The 20,002-nt window shown below is 68.6% G+C and carries 16 protein-coding genes; 10 read left to right on the top strand and 6 right to left on the bottom strand.

Annotated elements, in window-relative coordinates; genetic code table 11:
- Window positions 1-11: 11 nt before the first annotated feature.
- Both AC6CH2_RS11930 and AC6CH2_RS11925 read left to right on the top strand, forming a co-directional pair.
- Window positions 12-1,256, top strand: coding sequence for a polyhydroxyalkanoate depolymerase (locus AC6CH2_RS11930; protein WP_435394673.1), 1,245 nt, complete (start codon window positions 12-14; stop codon window positions 1,254-1,256).
- A 518-nt stretch (window positions 1,257-1,774) separates the two neighbouring features.
- A complete protein-coding gene (locus AC6CH2_RS11925; protein WP_498269402.1) occupies window positions 1,775-2,167 on the top strand; it encodes a hypothetical protein in 393 nt (130 codons plus the stop codon).
- Between the two features lie 378 nt (window positions 2,168-2,545).
- On the opposite strand, the gene AC6CH2_RS11920 is transcribed toward AC6CH2_RS11925, so the two are convergent.
- Window positions 2,546-3,478, bottom strand: coding sequence for a sensor domain-containing protein (locus AC6CH2_RS11920; RefSeq protein ID WP_498269401.1), 933 nt, complete (start codon window positions 3,476-3,478; stop codon window positions 2,546-2,548).
- Entirely contained in the window at window positions 3,475-3,840 is a 366-nt protein-coding gene (locus AC6CH2_RS11915; RefSeq protein WP_435394611.1) for a PadR family transcriptional regulator, read from the bottom strand. Before AC6CH2_RS11915 ends, AC6CH2_RS11920 begins: the two co-directional genes overlap by 4 nt.
- Window positions 3,841-4,015: 175 nt before the next feature.
- On the opposite strand from AC6CH2_RS11915, the gene AC6CH2_RS11910 reads away from it, so the two are divergent.
- Together AC6CH2_RS11910 and AC6CH2_RS11905 are read left to right on the top strand one after the other, a co-directional pair.
- A complete protein-coding gene (locus AC6CH2_RS11910; RefSeq protein ID WP_498269400.1) occupies window positions 4,016-4,471 on the top strand; it encodes a hypothetical protein in 456 nt (151 codons plus the stop codon).
- Between the two features lie 14 nt (window positions 4,472-4,485).
- Complete coding sequence (locus AC6CH2_RS11905; RefSeq protein WP_498269399.1) at window positions 4,486-5,445, top strand: peptidylprolyl isomerase; 960 nt, start codon at window positions 4,486-4,488, stop codon at window positions 5,443-5,445.
- A 56-nt stretch (window positions 5,446-5,501) separates the two neighbouring features.
- On the opposite strand, the gene speG is transcribed toward AC6CH2_RS11905, so the two are convergent.
- Entirely contained in the window at window positions 5,502-6,086 is a 585-nt protein-coding gene (gene speG / locus AC6CH2_RS11900) for a spermidine N1-acetyltransferase (RefSeq protein ID WP_498269398.1), read from the bottom strand.
- A gap of 148 nt (window positions 6,087-6,234) precedes the next feature.
- Between speG and AC6CH2_RS11895 the strand changes: the two genes are divergently transcribed.
- Window positions 6,235-6,531: a hypothetical protein gene (locus AC6CH2_RS11895; protein ID WP_435394615.1), complete on the top strand. Its 297-nt coding sequence runs from the start codon at window positions 6,235-6,237 to the stop codon at window positions 6,529-6,531.
- Window positions 6,532-6,552: 21 nt separating this feature from the next.
- Here the strand turns inward: AC6CH2_RS11895 and AC6CH2_RS11890 are convergent, their stop codons facing one another.
- Window positions 6,553-7,407, bottom strand: coding sequence for a DUF4349 domain-containing protein (locus tag AC6CH2_RS11890; RefSeq protein ID WP_498269397.1), 855 nt, complete (start codon window positions 7,405-7,407; stop codon window positions 6,553-6,555).
- Between the two features lie 284 nt (window positions 7,408-7,691).
- Window positions 7,692-10,340, bottom strand: a complete 2,649-nt coding sequence (locus tag AC6CH2_RS11885; RefSeq protein WP_498269396.1) for a TonB-dependent receptor — start codon at window positions 10,338-10,340, stop codon at window positions 7,692-7,694.
- 949 nt (window positions 10,341-11,289) lie between these two features.
- Between AC6CH2_RS11885 and AC6CH2_RS11880 the strand changes: the two genes are divergently transcribed.
- Window positions 11,290-13,131, top strand: coding sequence for a DUF885 domain-containing protein (locus AC6CH2_RS11880; RefSeq protein WP_498269395.1), 1,842 nt, complete (start codon window positions 11,290-11,292; stop codon window positions 13,129-13,131).
- Window positions 13,132-13,250: 119 nt separating this feature from the next.
- Here AC6CH2_RS11880 and AC6CH2_RS11875 read toward each other — a convergent pair whose 3' ends face one another.
- The gene (locus AC6CH2_RS11875) at window positions 13,251-14,336 is read right to left on the bottom strand and encodes a substrate-binding domain-containing protein (protein WP_498269394.1); all 1,086 of its coding nucleotides are present in this window, start codon (window positions 14,334-14,336) and stop codon (window positions 13,251-13,253) included.
- 270 nt (window positions 14,337-14,606) lie between these two features.
- On the opposite strand from AC6CH2_RS11875, the gene AC6CH2_RS11870 reads away from it, so the two are divergent.
- From AC6CH2_RS11870 to AC6CH2_RS11855, 4 genes are all read left to right on the top strand, one after another.
- Window positions 14,607-16,316 (top strand): OFA family MFS transporter, encoded by a 1,710-nt coding sequence (locus tag AC6CH2_RS11870; RefSeq protein ID WP_498269393.1) that lies wholly within the window; start codon window positions 14,607-14,609, stop codon window positions 16,314-16,316.
- Between the two features lie 123 nt (window positions 16,317-16,439).
- Window positions 16,440-17,306, top strand: a complete 867-nt coding sequence (gene fdhD, locus AC6CH2_RS11865) for a formate dehydrogenase accessory sulfurtransferase FdhD (protein ID WP_498269541.1) — start codon at window positions 16,440-16,442, stop codon at window positions 17,304-17,306.
- A complete protein-coding gene (locus AC6CH2_RS11860) occupies window positions 17,303-19,651 on the top strand; it encodes an FdhF/YdeP family oxidoreductase (protein ID WP_498269392.1) in 2,349 nt (782 codons plus the stop codon). The genes fdhD and AC6CH2_RS11860 overlap by 4 nt, the downstream gene beginning before the upstream one ends.
- A 13-nt stretch (window positions 19,652-19,664) precedes the next feature.
- Entirely contained in the window at window positions 19,665-19,895 is a 231-nt protein-coding gene (locus AC6CH2_RS11855) for a hypothetical protein (RefSeq protein ID WP_498269540.1), read from the top strand.
- Window positions 19,896-20,002: the final 107 nt, after the last annotated feature.

Raw genomic sequence — 20,002 nt, 5'->3', positions numbered from 1 at the left:
CCCATCCGATGCTGCTTTATCAGATGCATGAACTCGGCCGTGCCTGGATGGCGCCGATGACCTACTGGGCCGAAGCCGGCGCGAAGATGTTCGCCGCGCCCGGCAGCTGGCTCTCGGCCGTACCCGGCGCCTCGCGCCTGGCCGCCGGTTACGAACTGTTGTACCGAGTCGGCAAGGATTACGAAAAGCCCGAGTTCGGCATCCACTCGGTCCAGATCGACGGCAACGCCTATCCGGTGATCGAGCGCGAGATGCAGCGCAAGCCGTTCTGCCGGCTGCTGCGCTTCAAGCGTTATGCGGACGACGCCGACAACATCGCCGAGCTCAAGGACGATCCGCCGGTGCTGGTGGTCGCGCCCTTGTCGGGCCACCACAGCACCCTGCTGCGCGACACGGTCAAGACGCTGCTGCGCGACCACAAGGTCTACATCACCGACTGGGTCGACGCGCGCATGGTGCCGGCCGAGGACGGCGCCTTCACCCTCGACGACTACGTCGCCTACATCCAGGACTTCATCCGCCTGATCGGCGCCGACACCCTGCACGTGATCAGCGTCTGCCAGCCGACCGTGCCGGTGCTCGCCGCGGTGTCGCTGATGGCCGCGCGCGGCGAAGCCACGCCGCGTTCGCTGGTGATGATGGGCGGCCCGATCGATACCCGCGAAAGCCCGACCCAGGTCAACGACCTCGCCGTGCACAAGCCGCTGTGGTGGTTCGAAGGCAACCTGATCCATCAGGTGCCGGCCAACTTCCCCGGCCGCGGCCGTCGCGTCTATCCGGGCTTCCTGCAGCACGGCGGTTTCGTCGCGATGAACCCGGAACGGCATTTCCAGTCGCACTGGGATTTCTACCAGGACCTGGTCAAGGGCGACCTCGAAGACGCCGACTCGCATCGGCGTTTCTACGACGAATACAACGCCGTGCTCGACATGCCGGCCGAATACTACCTCGACACCATTCGCGTGGTGTTCCAGGAGCACCTGCTGCCGCGCGGCCTGTGGGACGTCGCCGGCGAACGGGTGAATCCGGGCGCGATCAACAACACCGCGCTGCTGACCATCGAAGGCGAGCTCGACGATATTTCCGGCCAGGGCCAGACCCGCGCCGCGCATACCCTGTGCACCGGCGTGGCCGAAGCCGACCGCGAGCACCTGACCGTCCTCGGCGCCGGCCATTACGGCATCTTCAGCGGCCGCCGCTGGCGCGAGCAGGTCTATCCGCAAGTGCGCAAGTTCATCGCCAAGTACGCGGCCTGAGTTTCCCGCGCGCTCGCGCGCAGCGCCGCCGCACCCCGGGCCCGATGCCATGCATCGGGCTTTTTTTATCCATGAACCCAGCCGATCCGCACGCAAAAACTGTCGACTGGATCGCAAACGCGGCCGCCGTCGCGCGGACCCGGCGAATTTTGCCGCTACAGTCCGCGCTGAGGCCCGCCGAAGGATCGCCGCGCCCCCAGCGAACGCCGTCTGTGCAGTCGCCCTCGCTTCGAGGCCGCATCGAATCAGCCCGGCGAACCAGGACCACGCGAACCGGCCGCGCCGTTCGCGACACGCCAGGAAGGCCCATGCCGCATCGCATCGTTCCCTCGCCATCGCCCGCTGCAGCGCCGACGCCTGCACGCGGCGCAGCGCCGTCGTTCGTTGTCATCGCAGCCGCGATCGCTAACCGCGATCGCGCATCCCCACGCCCACCGCAAGGAGGGGCCCTGCCCACGCCCTTGTCGCGGGTCGTGCTTCACCCCGCGTTCCATCCCCCCCGGCTCAAGGAGAACCGCATGAAACTCGCCACCGTTTCCGTTGCCCTGTCCGCGCTGCTGCTGTGCTCGAGCGTCGCCTCCGCCGCCACGCCGGCCTGCCAGGCTGCGCGGATGCAGGTCGAAGTCAGCCATATCCAGCGCGTCCAAGCCTGCACCGCGCAAGGCCCGAACAGCCCGATCTGCCAGCAGCGCCAGCAGGTCGAGAACGTCTATTGGCAGATGATGGATGCGCAATGCCCGGCACCGACGCCGCAGTGCTCGGTCAACCGGCAGATCTACGACATCGTTTCGCAGCAACGCGCGATGAAGTGCCAGCAAGCCGGCTCCTCGACCGACCCGGTCTGCCAGGCCGCGATGCAGCAAGAACAAGCCAGCTTCCTGCAGGTCAAAGTCAGCTGCTTCCTGCAGTGATGCATCGCCCGCTTCGCGCGCCGCAACGACAAACGAATTGCAACAACGACGCTTGAGCAGCGCTCTCCGGACACGCCTCTCACATCGCCCCCTTTGAATAGGGGGCGAGCGCCCGACACGGCATGAAGTCCAATGCGGGTTTCGGCGCGGGGGATTTGCTGTTCGGCGCGATGCGTGGGGCAAGCAAGAGCGAATCCCCCTTCCCTCTTTTTCCAAAGGGGGAACAGCGACAGCAGCGACGAAGGCCGGCGGCTCAGCGCGTTCGGTTGTGGGCACACATCACAACGGCGAAGCCGGCCCAGGGGCCGGCTTCGTTCGATCCGACTCGCCGCGATCGAAGATCGGCGATCGCGGCGTCGACCGCCGCGTCGCCTCGCCTCAGCCCAGACGCACCAGCAGGTGCTTGGCGATCTGGCCGTGGAACTTGCCGACGAAACGTGCGATGTGCAGGGTCGCGAACAGCAGCATCACGCCGATCAGCATCGCCACCGGCCACGACCACGGCTCCCAGGCCATGAACACGTCGTAGCCGTCGAACTGCACCGTGCCGAGGCCCACCAGCCGCAGCAGCGGGAAGAAGATCAGCGACAGCGAGACGCTCAGGCCGGTCACCGCGACGGTGAAGTAAACGATGCCGAGCGGCAGCATCAGCAGCATGTAGATCAAGGTGCTCCAGGTACGCGGATCGGCGAACATGTCCTTGATGCGTTCCAGGATCGGCCGTTCGCGATTTTGATACAGCGGCCGGCGCGGCATGCGTTCGCCGAGCATGACCTCGACCAGGCGGCCTTCGACCAAGGACAGGATCCGCACCGAGCCCAGGAACAGGATCAGCAGCGGCACGCCGATGATCAGGATCAGCATGCCCAACGACACCGACAGGCCGACGTTGACCCAGGTGAAGTAGAAGATGCCGGTCGCCAGCGAGAACAGCATGTAGAACAGCGCGGCGTAGGTGCGCGGTTCGGCGGCGACGCCGAAGAAACGCCCGAGCAGCGACTGGCGCGGCCTGGGCGCCGGCGGTCGCAGCGCGGTCTGCACCTTGACTTCGGTGTCGCGGTAGATCTCGGCGACCTCGTCGGGCGCGCCGTAACTGCCGGCGACCGCGGCGATCACCTCGGCCTCGCTCTGGCCCGGGTTCTCGGCCATCTCCGAACGCAGGTATTCCTCGGCGTCGTACAGCGCGTCCTGGATCAGCGCCTTGTCGGCGCCGGCCAGGGCCGCGCGCAGGCGGTCGAGGTAGTCCGGTATCGACTGCGGCAGCGCGCTGTCGGGGCGGGCGAAGGAACCGGTGGCGGCGGTGGTGTTCATAGTGCTAGCCCCTGAAGAACGGAATCGACGGAATCGCGGGTGGCGCGCCAGGCCTGGACCCATTCGCGCAGCACGGACAGTCCGGTTTCGGTGATGCGGTAGTAGCGGCGCGGCGGGCCGGTCACCGAGGGCTCGACGTGGCTGTCGAGCAGGCCGCCGGCGCCGAGATTGCGCAGCACTGGGTACAGCGCGCTCTGCTTGCCGCTCAGCACGCCCTCGCCTTCGCGCTCCAGGCGCTTGGCGATCTGGTAGCCATACATCGGCTCGGCGGCCGAGGCCAGGACCGCCAACAGGGCCAGCGAGACGGTACCGGCGCTGAGCTCTTTCTGGAACTTCCGCAACTGGCTGTCGAAGTCGGTCATGTCGCTCTCCGCTATCGTTGAGCTCAGACTATTGCGAAGTTCGGTATAGCGAATGTGCCGATAGTCACCGGGACGAGTCGCAGGGCGCTGTTCCGCTCGCAAGCCTGGGGTAGGCTGCGGCGACCCGGCCGCAGCGCCCGACCCACGACATCCGCGCACAGGTCCCGCCGACGCCATGGAATCGCCCCGACCCGACCCCGCCCCGCTCGCCCTGCTGCACCGCCTCGCCGGCGCCTGGTCCGGGCCCGAACGCAACGCCGGCACCGCGGCCGCCTCGGTCGGCCACGGCCACTACCGGATCGCCCTCGACGGCGGCGTGTTGATCCAGGACTACCGCCAGGAGCGCGATGGCGAGACCGTGTTCCGCGGCCACGGCGTGTTCCTGGTCGAGCCCGGCAGCGACCAGGTGCTGTGGTGGTGGTTCGACTCGCTCGGCAGCCATCCGGCCGCGCCGGCGCGCGGTCGCTGGCATGGCGGTAGCCTGCGCTTCGACTTGGTCACCCCACTCGGCGAATCGCGCTATCGCTACGAACTCGACGGCGAGCGCCACCGCTTCATCATCGAGAACCGCTACCCGGGCGAAACCGACTTCGCCGAATTCATGCACGGCGACTACACTCGCCAGCCCTGACAGGAGATCGCCCGATGCGTTCGATGCCGCAAACCGCCCTGCTGAGCCTGTTGACCGCCGCCGTGCTGCAGACCGCCTCGGCGCAGACGCCGGCGCGCCCGATGCAGGAGATCCTCGACGCCAGCCAGCCCGCCGACTGGCGCGCGCTGGACCCGAAGAACACCTTGTACGTCGAACTGCCGCGCGGCCGCGTGGTGATCGAGCTGGCGCCGCAGTTCGCGCCGGCGCACGTCGCCAACATCCGCGCCCTGGCCACCAACCAGTACTGGAACGGTCTCAGCATCAACCGTTCGCAGGACAACTACGTCGTGCAATGGGGCGATGCGAATGCCGAGGATGCGGCCCAGCGCAAGCCGTACGGCCGCGGCGTCAAGGCCAAGCTGCCGGCCGAATTCGCCCGCAAGAGCCAGGGTCTGGCGATGACCGTGCTGCCCGACGCCGACGGTTGGGCGGCCGAGGCCGGCTTCATCGCCGGCTTCCCGGCCGCGCGCGATTCGGCCACCGGTTCGAGCTGGCTCGCCCACTGCTACGGCACCGTCGGCGCCGGCCGCGACATGGCCGCCGATTCCAGCAACGGCACCGAGCTGTACGTGGTGACCGGGCAGTCGCCGCGCCACCTCGACCGCAACATCACCACGGTCGGGCGCGTGGTCAAGGGCATCGAGCTGCTGTCGTCGCTGCCGCGCGGCACCGGCAACCTCGGCTTCTACGAAACTCCGGCCGAGCGCACCCCGATCCGCGCGATCCGCCTGGCGGCCGACGTGCCGAAGGCCGAACGCGCCAACCTGGAAGTGCTGCGCACCGATACGCCGCTGTTCGCCGAACTGGTCGAATCGCGCCGCAACCGTCGCGACGAGTGGTACAAGCAGCCGGCCGGCCACATCAACATCTGCAACGTGCCGTTACCGGTGCGCGAGCAGACCGCGCAGGCCGCGGCGCCGTCCAAGGCGAAGACCAAGGGCAAGAAGAAGTAAGCCGGCCCCGGCCGCGCCGGGGGTTTGCGCTGCCCCGGCGCCGTTCGGCGCCGGTCTCAGTCGCGCTCGGGCCCGCGCGACAGCGGCTTGGCGCTGGCGCCGCGTTCCAGCGCCTGCGGCTGGAACAGGCACATCCGCACCACGTCGTGGTAGCGGCCGTCGCTGAAGAACTCGTCGATCAGCACGCCTTCGCGCTGGAACCCGGCCTGCTCGTAGATCGAGATCGCGCGCGAGTTGTCGACGTCGACCAGCAGATAGAGCTTGTACAGATTCAGCACGCGAAACGCGTAGTTGATCGCCATCTCGGTGGCCGCGCGCGCATAGCCGCGGCGCTGCTGTTCCGGCGAGATCATGATCAGGAATTCGGCGCGCCGGTGCAGGTGGTCGATCTCGACCAGTTCGACCAGCCCGACCCTTTCCTGGCCGCTGTCCTGGACGATGAAGCGGCGCTCGGACTGATCGTGGATGTGCTTGCGGTACAGCTCTTCGAGTTCGACGAAGGACTCGTAGGGTTCCTCGAACCAATAACCCATCACGCTGCGGTTGTTGTTGAGCACGTGGACGAAATGCAGGTCGCCGCGCTCCAGCGGACGCAGGGTGACGCTCGGCACGGGATGCTCGTCGGCGGAGGTCGTAGTCATGGCCGCTACCCTACTCCACCGGCATGCAGCCGGTGTGACGTTTTCGCCGCGTCGCGCCGCGCCGACGCACCGGCACGGCCGCGCTTCACGTGGCCTTAGCCGACGCCTGCCTAGCCTGCCCCTAACCCCCTTGCCCGAAGGCCACGACATGCCCCTGCTCAGACTGCGCATCACCGGCAACGAGAACGACGCGCGCGCCATCGGCAACCTGCTGTCGAGCCTGGAAGGCATCGAACACGTCGAGGAAGTCGCCGACCTGATGCCGCACATGGACGACTCCGACTCCAGCTCCGCCGGCCTGCCCGACGACGCCGGCCCCGGGGTGCACGAACTCGAAGTCGACGCGCCCAACGCGTCCACCGCGAACAAGGTCCGCGAGGCGGTGGAAGCGCTGGCCTTCGACCTGGACGTACTGGTCGAGTTCGAAACCGACGAGACCCGCTAGCGCACTTAGGGCCCTGGCCGGTCAGGCGCCCCGGGCGGCGCCCCTGGCCCGGCGCGCGCGGCGCAGCCGGAGCAGCACCCACCCCAAGCCGGCCAGCGCCACCGACACCGGCAGCAACACCGCGATGGCGCGGATCAGAAACGCAATCACGGTCGCGACGATGCCGCCGAAATCGCGGAACGCATCGCCGATCTCGCTGCGGCTTTCCTGCCCGCGGGTGGTCTGGAAATTCAAGGTGACCAACTGGGTCGAGATGCGTCGTTGCTGCTGCGCGGCTTCCTGTTGCGCGCCCTGCAGCTGCGACTCGATCTCGGCGATGCGGTTCGACAGGGTCAGCACGTCGGCGACCTTGAGGTCCTTGCGGTCCTGGAACTCGAGCAGGCGCGCGTGTTCTTTCTGCAGACGGTCCTGCAGCATCGCGTTGTTGCGCACCGCGGTGGCCAGGTCGTCGGCCTGGATGCTGCGCTCGCTGATTTCCTCGCCCTTGCCGGCCAGGCCGATCAGAGGTTCCACACCGTCGGGCACGATCCGCACCTGCACCATCGCCGAGGGCTCGTCGCCGCCGCTCTGGTTCATGCCCAGCACCGCGCAGGCCCCGAACTTGGCGGCGTTGCAGGCCGCCTGCACCGCCGCGGCCTGGGCGGCGATGCGTTCGCCGGGCAGACGGATCTGCACCCGATGCTCGTAGGCCAGCAACACGCCGAGATCGGCCTTGTCCGGCGACGGCGCCGAACCACCGGCCTCGCGCTTGGCCAGGGCCGCCGTCGGCACCGCGACCGGCTCTTCCATCGTCGCCGCGTTGTGCTTGCCGCACCCGCCGAGCACGCCCAGCGCCAGCGTCGCGGCCAACAGCCGCTTCGCGAATCCATACCCCATGATCTATCTCCTTGGCCCGTTGTGATCCGTCCGGCCCGCGCACTATGCCATCGCGGCCGGGCGCCCAGCGGGTTTGCTGGGCGCCGGTGCTCATGGCTAACGTCGCGCCGGGTCGATCGGGGTCGAACGGTTTCGGGGGGTGTGGGCCAATCCTCTGGGGCCATGCCCCCTGCAGCCCGGGATGTTCGGCTCCGCCGAAGCGGAGCCCGCCGTCGCGGCAACGACGGCAGAGCGTGCGCCGCGCCCGCCAGGCGCCGGGCTCCAGTCCTACATGGGCCAGGCGATCAGAACTTATGCTTGAACCCCACCGTGACGAAGCGGCCCAGGGCATCGTACTGGCTGATGTCGTAGGGCAAGGCGCCGCCGGCCGGGTCGAACGGCGGGTCTTTGTCGGCGAGGTTCTGCACCGACAGATACAAGGTGGTGTCGCGCAGGCCCTCGTAGCCCAGGTACAGGTCGAACTGGTGGTGGTCGTCGACCTGGGCGTCCAGGCCCGGGTTGCTGCGCGCGTCGACGACCTGCTGCCGGTAACCGCCGATGTAGCGCCACGACAGCTGTGCGTTCCAGTCGCCGCGGCCGTACGCCAGCGAGGTGATACCGCGCCACTTAGGCAGCGCGCCGAAGCGGTTGCCGCCGGCGCCTTCGAGTGCGTTCCGGCCGGCGACCTGCGGTTGCTCGTAGCTCAGCAGGCGGGTCCAGGTGCCGTCGAGCGTCCAGTCGGCCTCGCCGGCGTGCCAGACCTTGCGGCCTTCGATGTCGAAGCCGGTCGTGGTCAGGGTGCCCTGGTTGGCGTAGCGGTTTTCGACCAGTTGCAACCGGCCCTGCGCATCGCGGGTGATCCGCCCCGGATTGGTTTGCGGGTTGGAGACCACGAACTGGACGTTGTCCGGCGCGATCAGGTCGTTCTGGCGGATGCGGTACAGGTCGACGCCGAGGCTGGTGTCGGCATCGGGCGCCCACAACACGCCGAGGTTGATGTTGCTGGAACGCTCGGCCTTGAGCTCGGGGTTGCCGGCGCGCAGGATCGTCACGCCGCGCGAGGCGCCCGGCTGCACCGGGTCGAGCGGGTCGATGACGCTGCCGTAGCTGATCGTGGTGCTCTGGGCGATCTCCGGCAGCGACGGCGCGCGGAACCCGCGCGATGCGTTCAAGCGCAGCAACCAATCGTCGCTGGCCTGCCAACGGATGCCGAGCTTGGGCGAGAACGCGCTGCCGAAGTCGTCGTAATGATCGCCGCGGCCGGCCAACTGCACTTCGACCTGCTGCCAGGGCTTGAGGCTGAGTTCGAAGAATGCCGCCGAGACGCGACGGCTGCCGTCGATCAGATTGATCGCCGGACGCAGCTCGGTGCCCGACAACACTTGCGGGCTGGTGCGCGCGTCCTGGGCCTCGTCGCGGAACTCCACGCCCGCGGCCACGCCGACGTCGCCGGCGCGCCACTGCCAGGGGAAGCCGGAGATCTTGCCGCCGACCGTGCTCAGCCGGTACGTGCCCGGGCGCCGGGTCGACAGACGCAGGGCCTCGAGCGCCCCGGGCGTGCGCGCGGGGTTTAAAAAGTCGTAGTTGCCGGTGGCGAGGGTCCGCTCGAACGCGTAACGATCGAGGAAATTGCGCACGTACTCGCGCTGGCGGCTTTCCGAATGGCTGGCGGCGACTTCCCAGTCCCAGGTTTCGCCGTGGCCGCGCAAACCGGCCAGGGTGCGCTGGAACTGCGACTTGTTGATCTTGTAGCGCGCGCCGAGGTCGAGGAAGGAATACTCGAACGGGGTCGGGACCGCGTTCGGATTGTTCGGATGGCCGACCGGCAGCACCGCCGGGATGTCGACCAGGCGGCCGGTGCCGCGGTCGTAGGCGCGCAGGCCGGCGCCGACCGACATCGGCGCGCTGAAATAGGTGCCGTTGTGGCTGGTGCTGTAGAGGATCTCGGCGAAGCCCTGCAACGATTCGTCGAACCACACCTCGCCGGCGACCAGCGCCTGGTAGCGCTCCACGTCCGGCACCAGGGTGCGGAACGGCTGGGTGTCGAATGCGCAGGCGTTGCCCGGCAGCGGGCTGCCGAAATCGGCGTACGGCCGCGACTGGGTGCCGGGCTGGCACGGGAACGCCGCCGGCGCGCGCGGGTTCGATAGATAGGCCCCGCCCTGGGTCGACCAGCCGGTCAGGCGTCCGCCGGGCTGGTCGCGATAGTCGCCGTCGCGGGTCAACTCGCGCTCGTCCGCGTCGAGCCGGCCGCGCTTGAACACGTCGAGGCTGAAACGCAGGCTGTAGCCGTCCCGGGCCGAGTCGCCATGGCCGCCGCGCAGGCCGAGGCTGCTCTGGTCGATGCCGCCCTCGGTGGCCGCGCCATGGGCGGCGTCGACTTCCAGGCCTTCGATCTTGCGGCGCAGGATCAGGTTGACCACGCCGGCGATCGCATCGGAACCGTACAGCGCCGAGGCGCCGTCCTTGAGGATTTCCACCCGCTCGATCGCGCCCAGCGGCAGCGCGTTGAGGTCGACGAAGTTGTCCTGGGTGTTCTGGGCGAAGCCGTACGAAGCCACGCGATAGCCGTTGACCAGCACCAGGGTGTTCTTCTGGCTGAGGCCGCGCAGCGACACCCCGGCCGAGCCGTTGGCGAAGCTGCCGGTGTACTGCTCGTTGAAGCTGTTGCCGCTGTTGACGCTGAGGCTTCGCAGCAGGTCGGACACGGTGACCTTGCCGCTTTTTTCGATCTGCGCGCGATCGATCACCAGCACCGGGTTGACCCCGGCCTCGTCGCTGCGCTTGAGGTGGGTGCCGGTCACCTGGACCGCGTCGAGGGTGATGCCGGGCGCGGCGTCGGCGGCCTGGGTGTCGTCGGCTTGCGCCAGCGGTGCGGCCAGCGCGATCGAAAGCGCTAGAGCGAGGCGTCGGTAGCGCACGCTGGGGCGGGACGAAACAAGCGCGGGGGACATGGGGCTTCCTGGGGACGAGTCGAAGGGAAAGACGAAAGCGAACAAGAACGCCCGCCCGGAACGGCACGCAGCCGCCGGCGCCGCGCAAGCGCAGTGCAGTCGCGAGGGAGAGGGAATCGCGGGACGGCGTTGCCGTGCAGCCGCGCACCGATCCGGGTCGGGCGAAAAACGGTGCTGGCAGGATCAACCCGTCGCGGGCATCACCTGCCGGCTACAGCGACAACGCATCGGCATTCGCGCGATAAGCCGGGGCTGCAGCGACGCGAACATGGTCGCGAGCGGAGATTTCAGGATCGAAGCGGACATGGCACGTGCAGAGCTGGCGGACGGACGCGGACGAAGCGATGCGGGATCAGCGGCAACACTTACGACAGCGGCACGCGCACAGGGAGCGGCGCGGTGCGGCATGAGTTCGGGTCGGTCCTGCAGGGTTCACGGCGAGTTCGTCGGCAGCGGAGGAAGGCCGCCGAAACCGGCGACGAGCGATATGTTGCATCGCGATAAAGCGACGTCAATCGAGGTTCGGCCAGCGTTCCCGGTTTTAGCCGTAGCCGCTCGCAGCGATCCTGAATCGGGCCATGCGCGCGCGAACCGCACGATTCGCACGCAAGCCCCGCAACACAAGGCTCGCGCGCGATCGCAATGGTGCGATCCGTTGTTCATTATTCCGGCCCGCTCATGCCGCGCGCCGCATGAGCGCATGGCCGATGGTTATGACGCCGGCGCCCGTCGGCACCGCGAAATCCGACGCCGGGCACGGCGATTGCGCGAAAGACCGGATCGGCAAGTCGGGGCCGTCGCGAGCGTGCGGCGCGGCGGAACGCCGCGACACCTTCCCCGCCGGCCCGAGGCCTGCTCCCCGCCCGGACCTATGACCCATGCGCACCCCATCGCCTTCGCATATCCTCCGCGCATTGCGGCCCGGCCGCCCCCTCGACCGAGATCGGATATGCGCCTGTTGCGTCCCTCGCAGCTCTCTTTCGTCCTCACTCCGGCCTTGCTGGCCGTCGCCTTGTCGGCCTGCGGACCGCACGAAACCGCCGCGCCCACCGCCGCGGCCCGGACCGCCGCCGCGCCCGCGGCGAGTTCGGACCCGGCCGTCGACGCCGCCTTCGCCGCGCTGTCCAAGCGCTGGCTCGACGGGGTCATGCAGATCAACCCGGTCAGCGCCACCCAGATCGGCGACCACCGCTTCGATGGCGAGATCGACGACCTCAGCGCCGCCGGCCGCCAGCGCCAGCTCGACTTCAACCGCAAGCTGCTGGCCGAGCTCGATGCCGTCGACGCCGCCCGCTTGTCGCGCGAGAACCAGGTCGACGCGGCGATCCTGCGCAACCGCCTGCGCTCGGAAATCTGGTCGATCGAAACCCTGCAGAACTGGGCCTGGGATCCGATGGTCTACAGCGGCCTGGCCGGCGATGCGATCTACAACCTGATGGCGCGCGAATTCGCGCCGATGCCGCAGCGGCTGAAGTCGGCGACCGCGCGCATGGAGAAGATCCCGGCGATCTTCGCCCAGGCCCGCGCCAACCTCGACCCGGCGCGGGTGCCGAAGATCCACGCCGAGACCGTCGCCAAGCAGAACGCCGGCGTGCTCAGCCTGATCGACACCTTCATCGCGCCCAACGCCGGCCAGCTCAAGGGCGCCGATCGCAAGCGCCTGGACGCCGCCGTCGCCGGCCTGCGCAAGGCCGTCGCCGAACAGCAGGAGTGGCTGGACAAGACCCTGGTGCCAAACGCCAAGGGCAATTTCCGCATCGGCCAGACCCTGTACGACGAGAAGCTGAAGTTCTCGCTCAATTCGTCCTTGTCGCGCGCCGAGATCATGCAGCGCGCGCAATCCGAACTCGCCCGCGTGCGCGCCGAGATGTACGCGATCGCGCAGAAGGAACTCAAGGGCAGGCCCGGCGCGCCGGAACTGCCGGACAAGCCGACGCCGCAACAGCAGCAGAAGGCGATCGAGGCCGCGCTCGAACTGGCCTATGCCGACAAGCCGGCGCGCGACAAGGTCGTCGACTTCGCCAAGCAGACGCTCGAGGAAGCCACCGCCTTCACCCGCGCCAAGAACCTGGTGACCGTGCCCGACGCGCCGGTCAAGATCATCCTGATGCCGGAGTTCCAGCGCGGCGTGGCCCTGGCCTATTGCGATTCGCCGGGCCCGCTCGACAAAGGCCTGGACACTTATTACGCGATCTCGCCGATTCCCGACGACTGGAGCGAGGCCCAGGTCGATTCCTTCCTGCGCGAGTACAACACGCGCATGGTGCATCTGCTGTCGATCCACGAAGCGATGCCGGGGCACTACCTGGAAGGCGCGCATTCGGCCAAGGCGCCGTCGACCCTGCGCGCGGTGCTGCGTTCGGGCGTGTTCGCCGAAGGCTGGGCGGTTTATACCGAGGACGTGATGGCCGACGCCGGTTATCTCGACAACGACCCGCTGTTCCGCCTGGTCCAGCTCAAGTTCTACCTGCGCAGCATCGGCAACGCGATCCTCGACCAGGGGGTGCAGGTCGAAGACTGGAGCCGCGAGCAGGCGATGCAGTTCATGACCCGGCAGACCTTCCAGCAGGAACGCGAAGCCGCCGGCAAGTGGGTGCGCGCGCAGCTGACCTCGGCGCAGCTGCCGACCTATTTCGTCGGCGCGCAGGAACATTTCGACATGCGCAAGGCGGTGGAAGCCAAGCTCGGGCCGAAGTTCGACGCCAAGACCTACCACGACCAGGTGCTGTCCTACGGCGCCCCGCCGGTGAGGTTCGTGCGCGAGCTGATGCTGGACGAACCGATTCTCTGAAATCGGTTCGCAGGACGGGAAGCCCGCCGCATGGCGGGTTTTTCGTATTGCAGTGCCTACGACATCGTCGCTGACGCGGGTCGCGCGAAATACGGATGGACACGCAACCCCGCTGCGACTCAGCCGAACACCGCCCGCGCGGCCGGAAACGCTTCGACCATGTCCTGCACCGTGCCGCAGCGGTCGGCGTCGTAACCCGGCAACTGGCCCAGCTCGTAGCGAAAACGCTCGCTGCGCAGGATCGCCAGCATCTCGGCCAGGCCCGGCGAGGCGAGGCTGTCGGCGCGCACCAGGAAGAAATAATGCTCGGAGGCGACCGGGACGAAGTCCAGGCCGTAACGCCGCGCAGGCGTCTCCAGCCCGAAACCGGCGTCGGCCATCCCGCTGGCGACATAGGCCGCGACCGCGGCATGGGTCAGCTCGTCGATGCCGCAACCGCGCACCTCGCGGATCGAATGCCCTTGCCGCGCCAGCATGCGCTCCAGCAACAGACGGGCGCCGGAACCGGGCTGGCGATGGATGAAGCGTACGTCTTCGCGCAACAGGTCGGCGAGCGCGCGGATGCGCTTGGGATTGCCGGCTGCGACGATCAGGCCGATGCGCCGCGTCGCCAGGTGCAGGACGCGGTCGTTGACCGGGTCGATACGGTCGGCGTACAGCGACAGGATCTCGCGCTCGAACTCGCCGATCGGCAGGTGCACGCCGGCCAGGTCGCAGTCGCCGGCGCGCAACGCGCTCAGCGCTTCGCCGGGGCTGCGGTATTTCAGGTCTACCGGGGTGCCGGCCTCGTCGAGGAAACGGCGCAGGGTCTCGACCGCGAACCCGTGCGCGGCGTGCAGGCGCTGCGGCGCCGCCTGCGCGGTCAAGGTGCGCTGCAGTTCGACCTCGACCTCCGAAGCCAGGCTGTCGAGGGTCGGCGCCAGGCGCGCGGCGATGCGCTGCTCGGCCCAGACCAGGCGTTCGCCGAGCGCGGTCAGGCGCGCACCGCGGCCGCGGGTCATCCGCAACAGCGGCGTGCCGAACAGCGCCCGCGAAGACTGCAGCAGCCCCCAGGCATAGCGATAGGACAGATCCAGATCCCGGCAGGCCGCAGCGAGCGAGCCGGTCGCATGCACGCCGAGCAACAGGTCGATCAGCTTCGGCGGCAGCGGCCGCCCGTCGGCGGCGTGCAGCGTCCACTTGGGTTGGATCTGGACCTTGAACATGCCTGCGCCTGTGAAAGCTTTCGTGGCCGTGAGCCGGGCCGAATGGGGCCGAAACCGAACATGGTCGAACGTGGTCGGGCCCGCTCGGACGAGCCCCCTGCAGCCGATCCAATCGGCTTTGCACAGCCGATTATTAGACTACTCGGCGATATACGTCACCTTCTGCTCGGGATAGCCTCGCTCACGCTTCCGGACTGACCCCCAAATATGTCCTGAAGTACATATTGAGGCAGATCCTAGGCAGTCGCAGCAGTAATCGGAGGGGTCCTTATGTCCAGTGACAGCGCGGTGGTTTCAGCAACCCCGCAATCCGCCACGGAAGGCCGGCGATCGGAAAGTTGGTTGGCGAAAGAACGCATCGTCGCCGGCCCCGGCTTCAACCGCTGGCTGGTGCCGCCGGCGGCGTTGGCGATCCATCTGTGCATCGGCATGGCCTACGGTTTCAGCGTGTTCTGGCTGCCGCTGTCGCAGGCGGTCGGCATCGGCGCGCCGATCGAGTGCCCGGCCGAGCTGGGCTTCTTCGCGCGCATGGTCGCGACCGACTGCGACTGGAAGGTCAGCGCGCTGACCTGGATGTACACCTTGTTCTTCGTCCTGCTGGGCTGTTCGGCGGCGATCTGGGGCGGCTGGCTCGAACGCGCCGGCCCGCGCAAGGCCGGCGTGGTCTCGGCGCTGTGCTGGTGCGGCGGTCTGGTGATCTCGGCGATCGGGGTCAAGACCCACCAGATCTGGATGCTGTGGCTGGGCTCGGGCGTGATCGGCGGCATCGGCCTCGGCCTGGGCTACATCTCGCCGGTGTCGACCCTGATCAAGTGGTTTCCCGACCGCCGCGGCATGGCCACCGGCATGGCGATCATGGGCTTCGGCGGCGGCGCGATGATCGGCAGCCCGCTCGCCGATCTGCTGATGAAGCACTACGCCACCGCGACGTCGGTCGGCGTGTTCGAAACTTTCCTGACCATGGCGGCGATCTACTTCGTCTTCATGATGGCCGGCGCGTTCGGCTACCGCATTCCGCCGAGCGGCTGGACGCCCGCGGGCTGGACGCCGCCGCCGGCCAGCGCGAACACCATGATCACCCGGCAGCACGTGCACGTGAGCAAGGTCTGGGGCATACCGCAGTTCTGGCTGTTGTGGGGCGTGCTCTGCCTCAACGTCTCGGCCGGCATCGGCGTGATCGGCATGGCCTCGCCGATGCTGCAGGAAGTGTTCGGCGGCGAACTCATCGGCGTCGACGGCGACATCAAGTCGCTCGACGAAGCGCAACTGGGCCTGATCGCGGCGATCGCCGCCGGCTTCACCGGCTTGCTGAGCCTGTTCAACATCGGCGGGCGGTTCTTCTGGGCCTCCACCTCGGACTACATCGGCCGCAAGATGACGTACGTGGTGTTCTTCGTACTCGGCATCGCCCTGTACGCGAGCGCGCCCTGGGCCGGTTCCGGCGCCGGCAGCATCGCCGCGTTCGTGGCGATCTTCTGCGTGATCCTGTCGATGTACGGCGGCGGCTTCGCCACCATTCCGGCTTACCTGGCCGACCTGTTCGGCACCCAGATGGTCGGCGCGATCCACGGCCGCCTGCTGACCGCCTGGGCCACCGCCGGCATCCTCGGCCCGGTGGTGGTGACCTACATGCGCGACTACCAGCTCGGGCTGGGCATGCCGCCTTCGCAGGTCTACAACACCACGATGTATATCCTGGCCGGGATGCTGGTGCTGGGCCTGTTGTGCAATCTGATGGTGCGCCCGATCGCGCAGAAGCACTTCATGAGCGCCGAGGAACTGGCGCGCGAGAAGCGCCTCGCCCACGAGAAAACCGGCCAAGACGGCGCCCTGCCCGCGTCGGTCGACGCCGCGCAGATGGCGCTGATCGGCCATGGCGGTCATCCGGCCCTGGTACTCGCGGCCTGGGCCGCGGTCGGCCTGCCGCTGGCCTGGGGCATGTGGGTCACCTTGCAGAAGGCTTTCGTGCTGTTCCATTGAGGCCCTGGCCGGACGGCCACGCGCCGTCCGGCATCCCAAACCATGAGCAACACCGCCATCGAACCGAAATACCCGAACGACGCGCCGGCAGACGCGCAAGAGGCCGACGCGCCGCACAACGACATGCAGCCTGCCGGCGCGGTGTCGCGCCCGGTGCGCCGCCGCCGCGGCGCGCGCGTCGACGACACCGTCGATGCGATCGCCGCCGAAGTGCCGGTCGCGCTGGTCTACAACGGCACGCCGTTCGCGGTGATGATGGCCACGCCCGATGACCTGGCCGATTTCGCCCTGGGTTTTTCGCTCAGCGAAGGCCTCGTCGCCCGCGCCGGCGAACTGCGGGTCGGCGAGATCGCGACTTCGCTCGAAGGCATCGCCGTGCAACTCGCGATTCCCGAGGCCCGCGCCGCCGCGCTCGAGCAGCGCCGGCGCAACCTGCAAGGCCGCAGCGGCTGCGGCGTGTGCGGCACCGAGAGCATCGAGGCGGTGCTGCGGCCGCCGCCGCGCCTGCGCGACAGCCAGCCGATCCGCGTCGAGGCCCTGCATCGCGCCTTGCGCGAACTGCGCGAGCGCCAACCCTTGAACGCGCTGACCGGCGCCACCCATGCCGCCGGCTGGGCCGGCCGCGACGGCCGCGTGCTGTTCGTGCGCGAAGACGTCGGCCGCCACAACGCGCTCGACAAACTGATCGGCGCCCTGGTCGCCGCCGGCCTCGACCCGCTGCACGGTTTCGCCGTCGTCACCAGCCGCGCTAGCTATGAGATGGCGATGAAGGCCGCGCAGGCCGGCATCCCGCTGTTGGCCGCGATCTCGGCGCCGACCGCGCTGGCGATCGCGCTGGCCGATTCGGCCGGCCTGACCCTGATCGGCTTCGCCCGCGACGACGGGCACGCCGTCTACACCCACCCGCAGCGCCTGATCGATCCCCCGGCGCGCGCACCGCGCGCCGGCGACGATCGTGGCGATGGCGACGCAACGGAAGCGAACTCATGAGCAAGAAGACCATCCGCCCCTACGACGGCCCGGCCGGCGGCTGGGGCGCCTTGCGCAGCGTCGCCCGACACCTGCTCGAACAGGACGTGCCGGTGCACGGCGCGCGCACCCTGCTATCGGCCAACCAGCCCGACGGCTTCGACTGCCCCGGTTGCGCCTGGCCCGACCGCGATCACACCTCGACCTTCGAGTTTTGCGAGAACGGCGCCAAGGCAGTGGCCGCCGAAGCGACCAAGCACCGCGCCACACCGGAACTGTTCGCCCAATACACCGTCGCCGAGCTTGCGCGCTACAGCGACCACTGGCTGGAAAACCAGGGCCGGCTGACCCACCCGATGCGCTGGGACGCGGCCAGCGACCGCTACCTGCCGATCGCCTGGGACGAAGCCTTCGCCCGCATCGGCGCGCATCTCAATGGGCTGGACTCGCCCGACCAGGCCTTGTTCTACACTTCGGGGCGCTGCAGCAACGAAGCCGCCTTCCTGTACCAGTTGTTCGTGCGCGAGTTCGGCACCAACAACTTCCCCGACTGCTCGAACATGTGCCATGAACCTTCCGGCACCGCGATGAAGGCCCAGCTCGGCGTCGGCAAGGGCACGGTGCTGCTCGACGATTTCGAGATCGCCGAAGCGATCTTCATCTTCGGCCAGAACCCCGGCACCAACCATCCGCGCATGCTCGGCGAGCTGCGCAAGGCGGCCAAGCGCGGCGCCGCGATCGTTTCCTTCAACCCCCTGCGCGAACGCGGTCTGGAGAAGTTCGCCGACCCGCAGGACAAGCTGGAGATGCTGCACAACGGCTCGACCCGGATCTCCTCGGATTATTTCCAGTTGCGCATCGGCGGCGACCTGGCCGCGGTCAAGGGCGTCATCAAGCGCACCCTCGAAGCCGATGCGCAGGCGCAGCGCGAGGGCCGCGAGCGGGTCGTCGATGTGGCCTTCATCGCCGAACACACCCGCGGCTTCGAGCGTTTCGCCGCCGACGTCGCCGCCGAGTCCTGGGACACCATCGAGGCCGAGTCCGGCCTCAGCCGCGCCGAACTCGAACGCGCCGGCGACATCTATATCCGGGCCGGCAGCGTGATCTGCTGCTGGGGCATGGGCATCACCCAGCACAAGCACTCGGTCGCGACCATCCACATGCTGTGCAACCTGCTGCTGTTGCGCGGCAATATCGGCCGCCCCGGCGCCGGCCCCTGCCCGGTGCGCGGCCACAGCAACGTGCAGGGCGACCGCACCATGGGCATCTACGAAAAGCCCTCGCCGGCTTTTCTCGACCGCCTGCGCGAGGTGTTCGGTTTCGAACCGCCGCGCGAGCACGGCCACGACACGGTCGGCGCGATCGAGGCCATGCTCGAGGGCCGCTGCAAGACCTTCTTCGGCCTCGGCGGCAACTTCGCCACCGCCACGCCCGACACCGAGGCCACCCATCGCGCGCTGCGCCGCTGCGAGCTCACCGTGCACGTGACCACCAAGCTCAATCGCAGCCACCTGGTGCACGGCCGCGACGCCTATATCCTGCCCTGCCTCGGCCGCACCGAGATCGACATCCAGGACGGCGGCGCGCAAGGCGTGACGGTCGAGGATTCGATGAGCATGGTCCACCTGTCCGCCGGCATCAACGCGCCGGCCGCGCCGACTCTGCTGTCGGAACCGGCGATCGTCGCGCGCCTGGCCGCGGCCACCCTCGGCGCGCGCAGCAAAGTGCCGTGGCTGTGGCTGGTCGGCGACTACGACCGCATCCGCGACAAGATCGCCGAGGTGTTCGAGGACTTCCACGATTTCAACCGGCGCGTGCGCGTGCCCGGCGGGTTCCACCTGCCCAATGCCGCGGCCGAGCGGCGCTGGCTCAACCCCGAGGGCAAGGCCTTGTTCAAAGCGCATGCGGTGCCGACCGACCTGCCGGTGCACCGCGCCCGCGCCGGCCGGCAGCAGCCGGTGTTCACCCTGGCGACGACCCGCTCGCACGACCAGTACAACACCACCATCTACGGCATGAACGACCGCTACCGGGGAGTGTTCGGCGAGCGCCGGGTGTTGTTCATCCATCGCGACGACATCGCCGCGCTGGGCATGAACGCCGGCGACTGGGTCGACCTGGAGAGCCTGTGCGAGGACGGGGTCGAGCGCGTCGCCCGGCGCTTCCTGCTGGTCGACTACAACATTCCGCGCGGTTGCCTGGCCGCCTATTATCCCGAGACCAATGCGCTGGTGCCGCTGTCGAGTTTCGCCGACGAGGCGCGCACGCCGACCTCGAAATCGATCCCGGTACTCGTGCATCCGCACCGGCCGCACGCGGCGCAAGGCCTGCAGGCCAAGGACATCGGCCTTGTCCGAATCGACTGAGGCGCTGCTGGCGATGCTGGCCGGCGAGGCCGACGGCGTGTCGCTGCCGCGCCTGTGCAAACGCCTGGGCCTGCGCATGAGCGTGCTGCTGCGCGAGCTGGCCTGGATCGGCGAGGACGCCATCGGCGGCCACGCCGGCCCGGGCTGGGTGCGGGTGGAGACGCGCGGCGACACCCAGGTGGCGGTGTTGACCGAGCGCGGGAGGGAGCGGCTGCGGGCGAGCGGCGGCGAGCAGCGCGATTAGAGCGCGCCGGCGTTTCGAGATAGCGCCGGAACGCTCGTCACCTCGTTATTGTTTTGCCGCGGCCGCAAACCTTCGATCGCGGCGCCGCTCGCGCAGCGCCGTGTTCG

It is taken from the genome of Lysobacter sp. GQ73, from assembly GCF_059758755.1.
The sequence above is the reverse complement of the archived record's forward strand: the minus strand, read 5'-3'. Positions and strand labels throughout refer to the sequence as shown.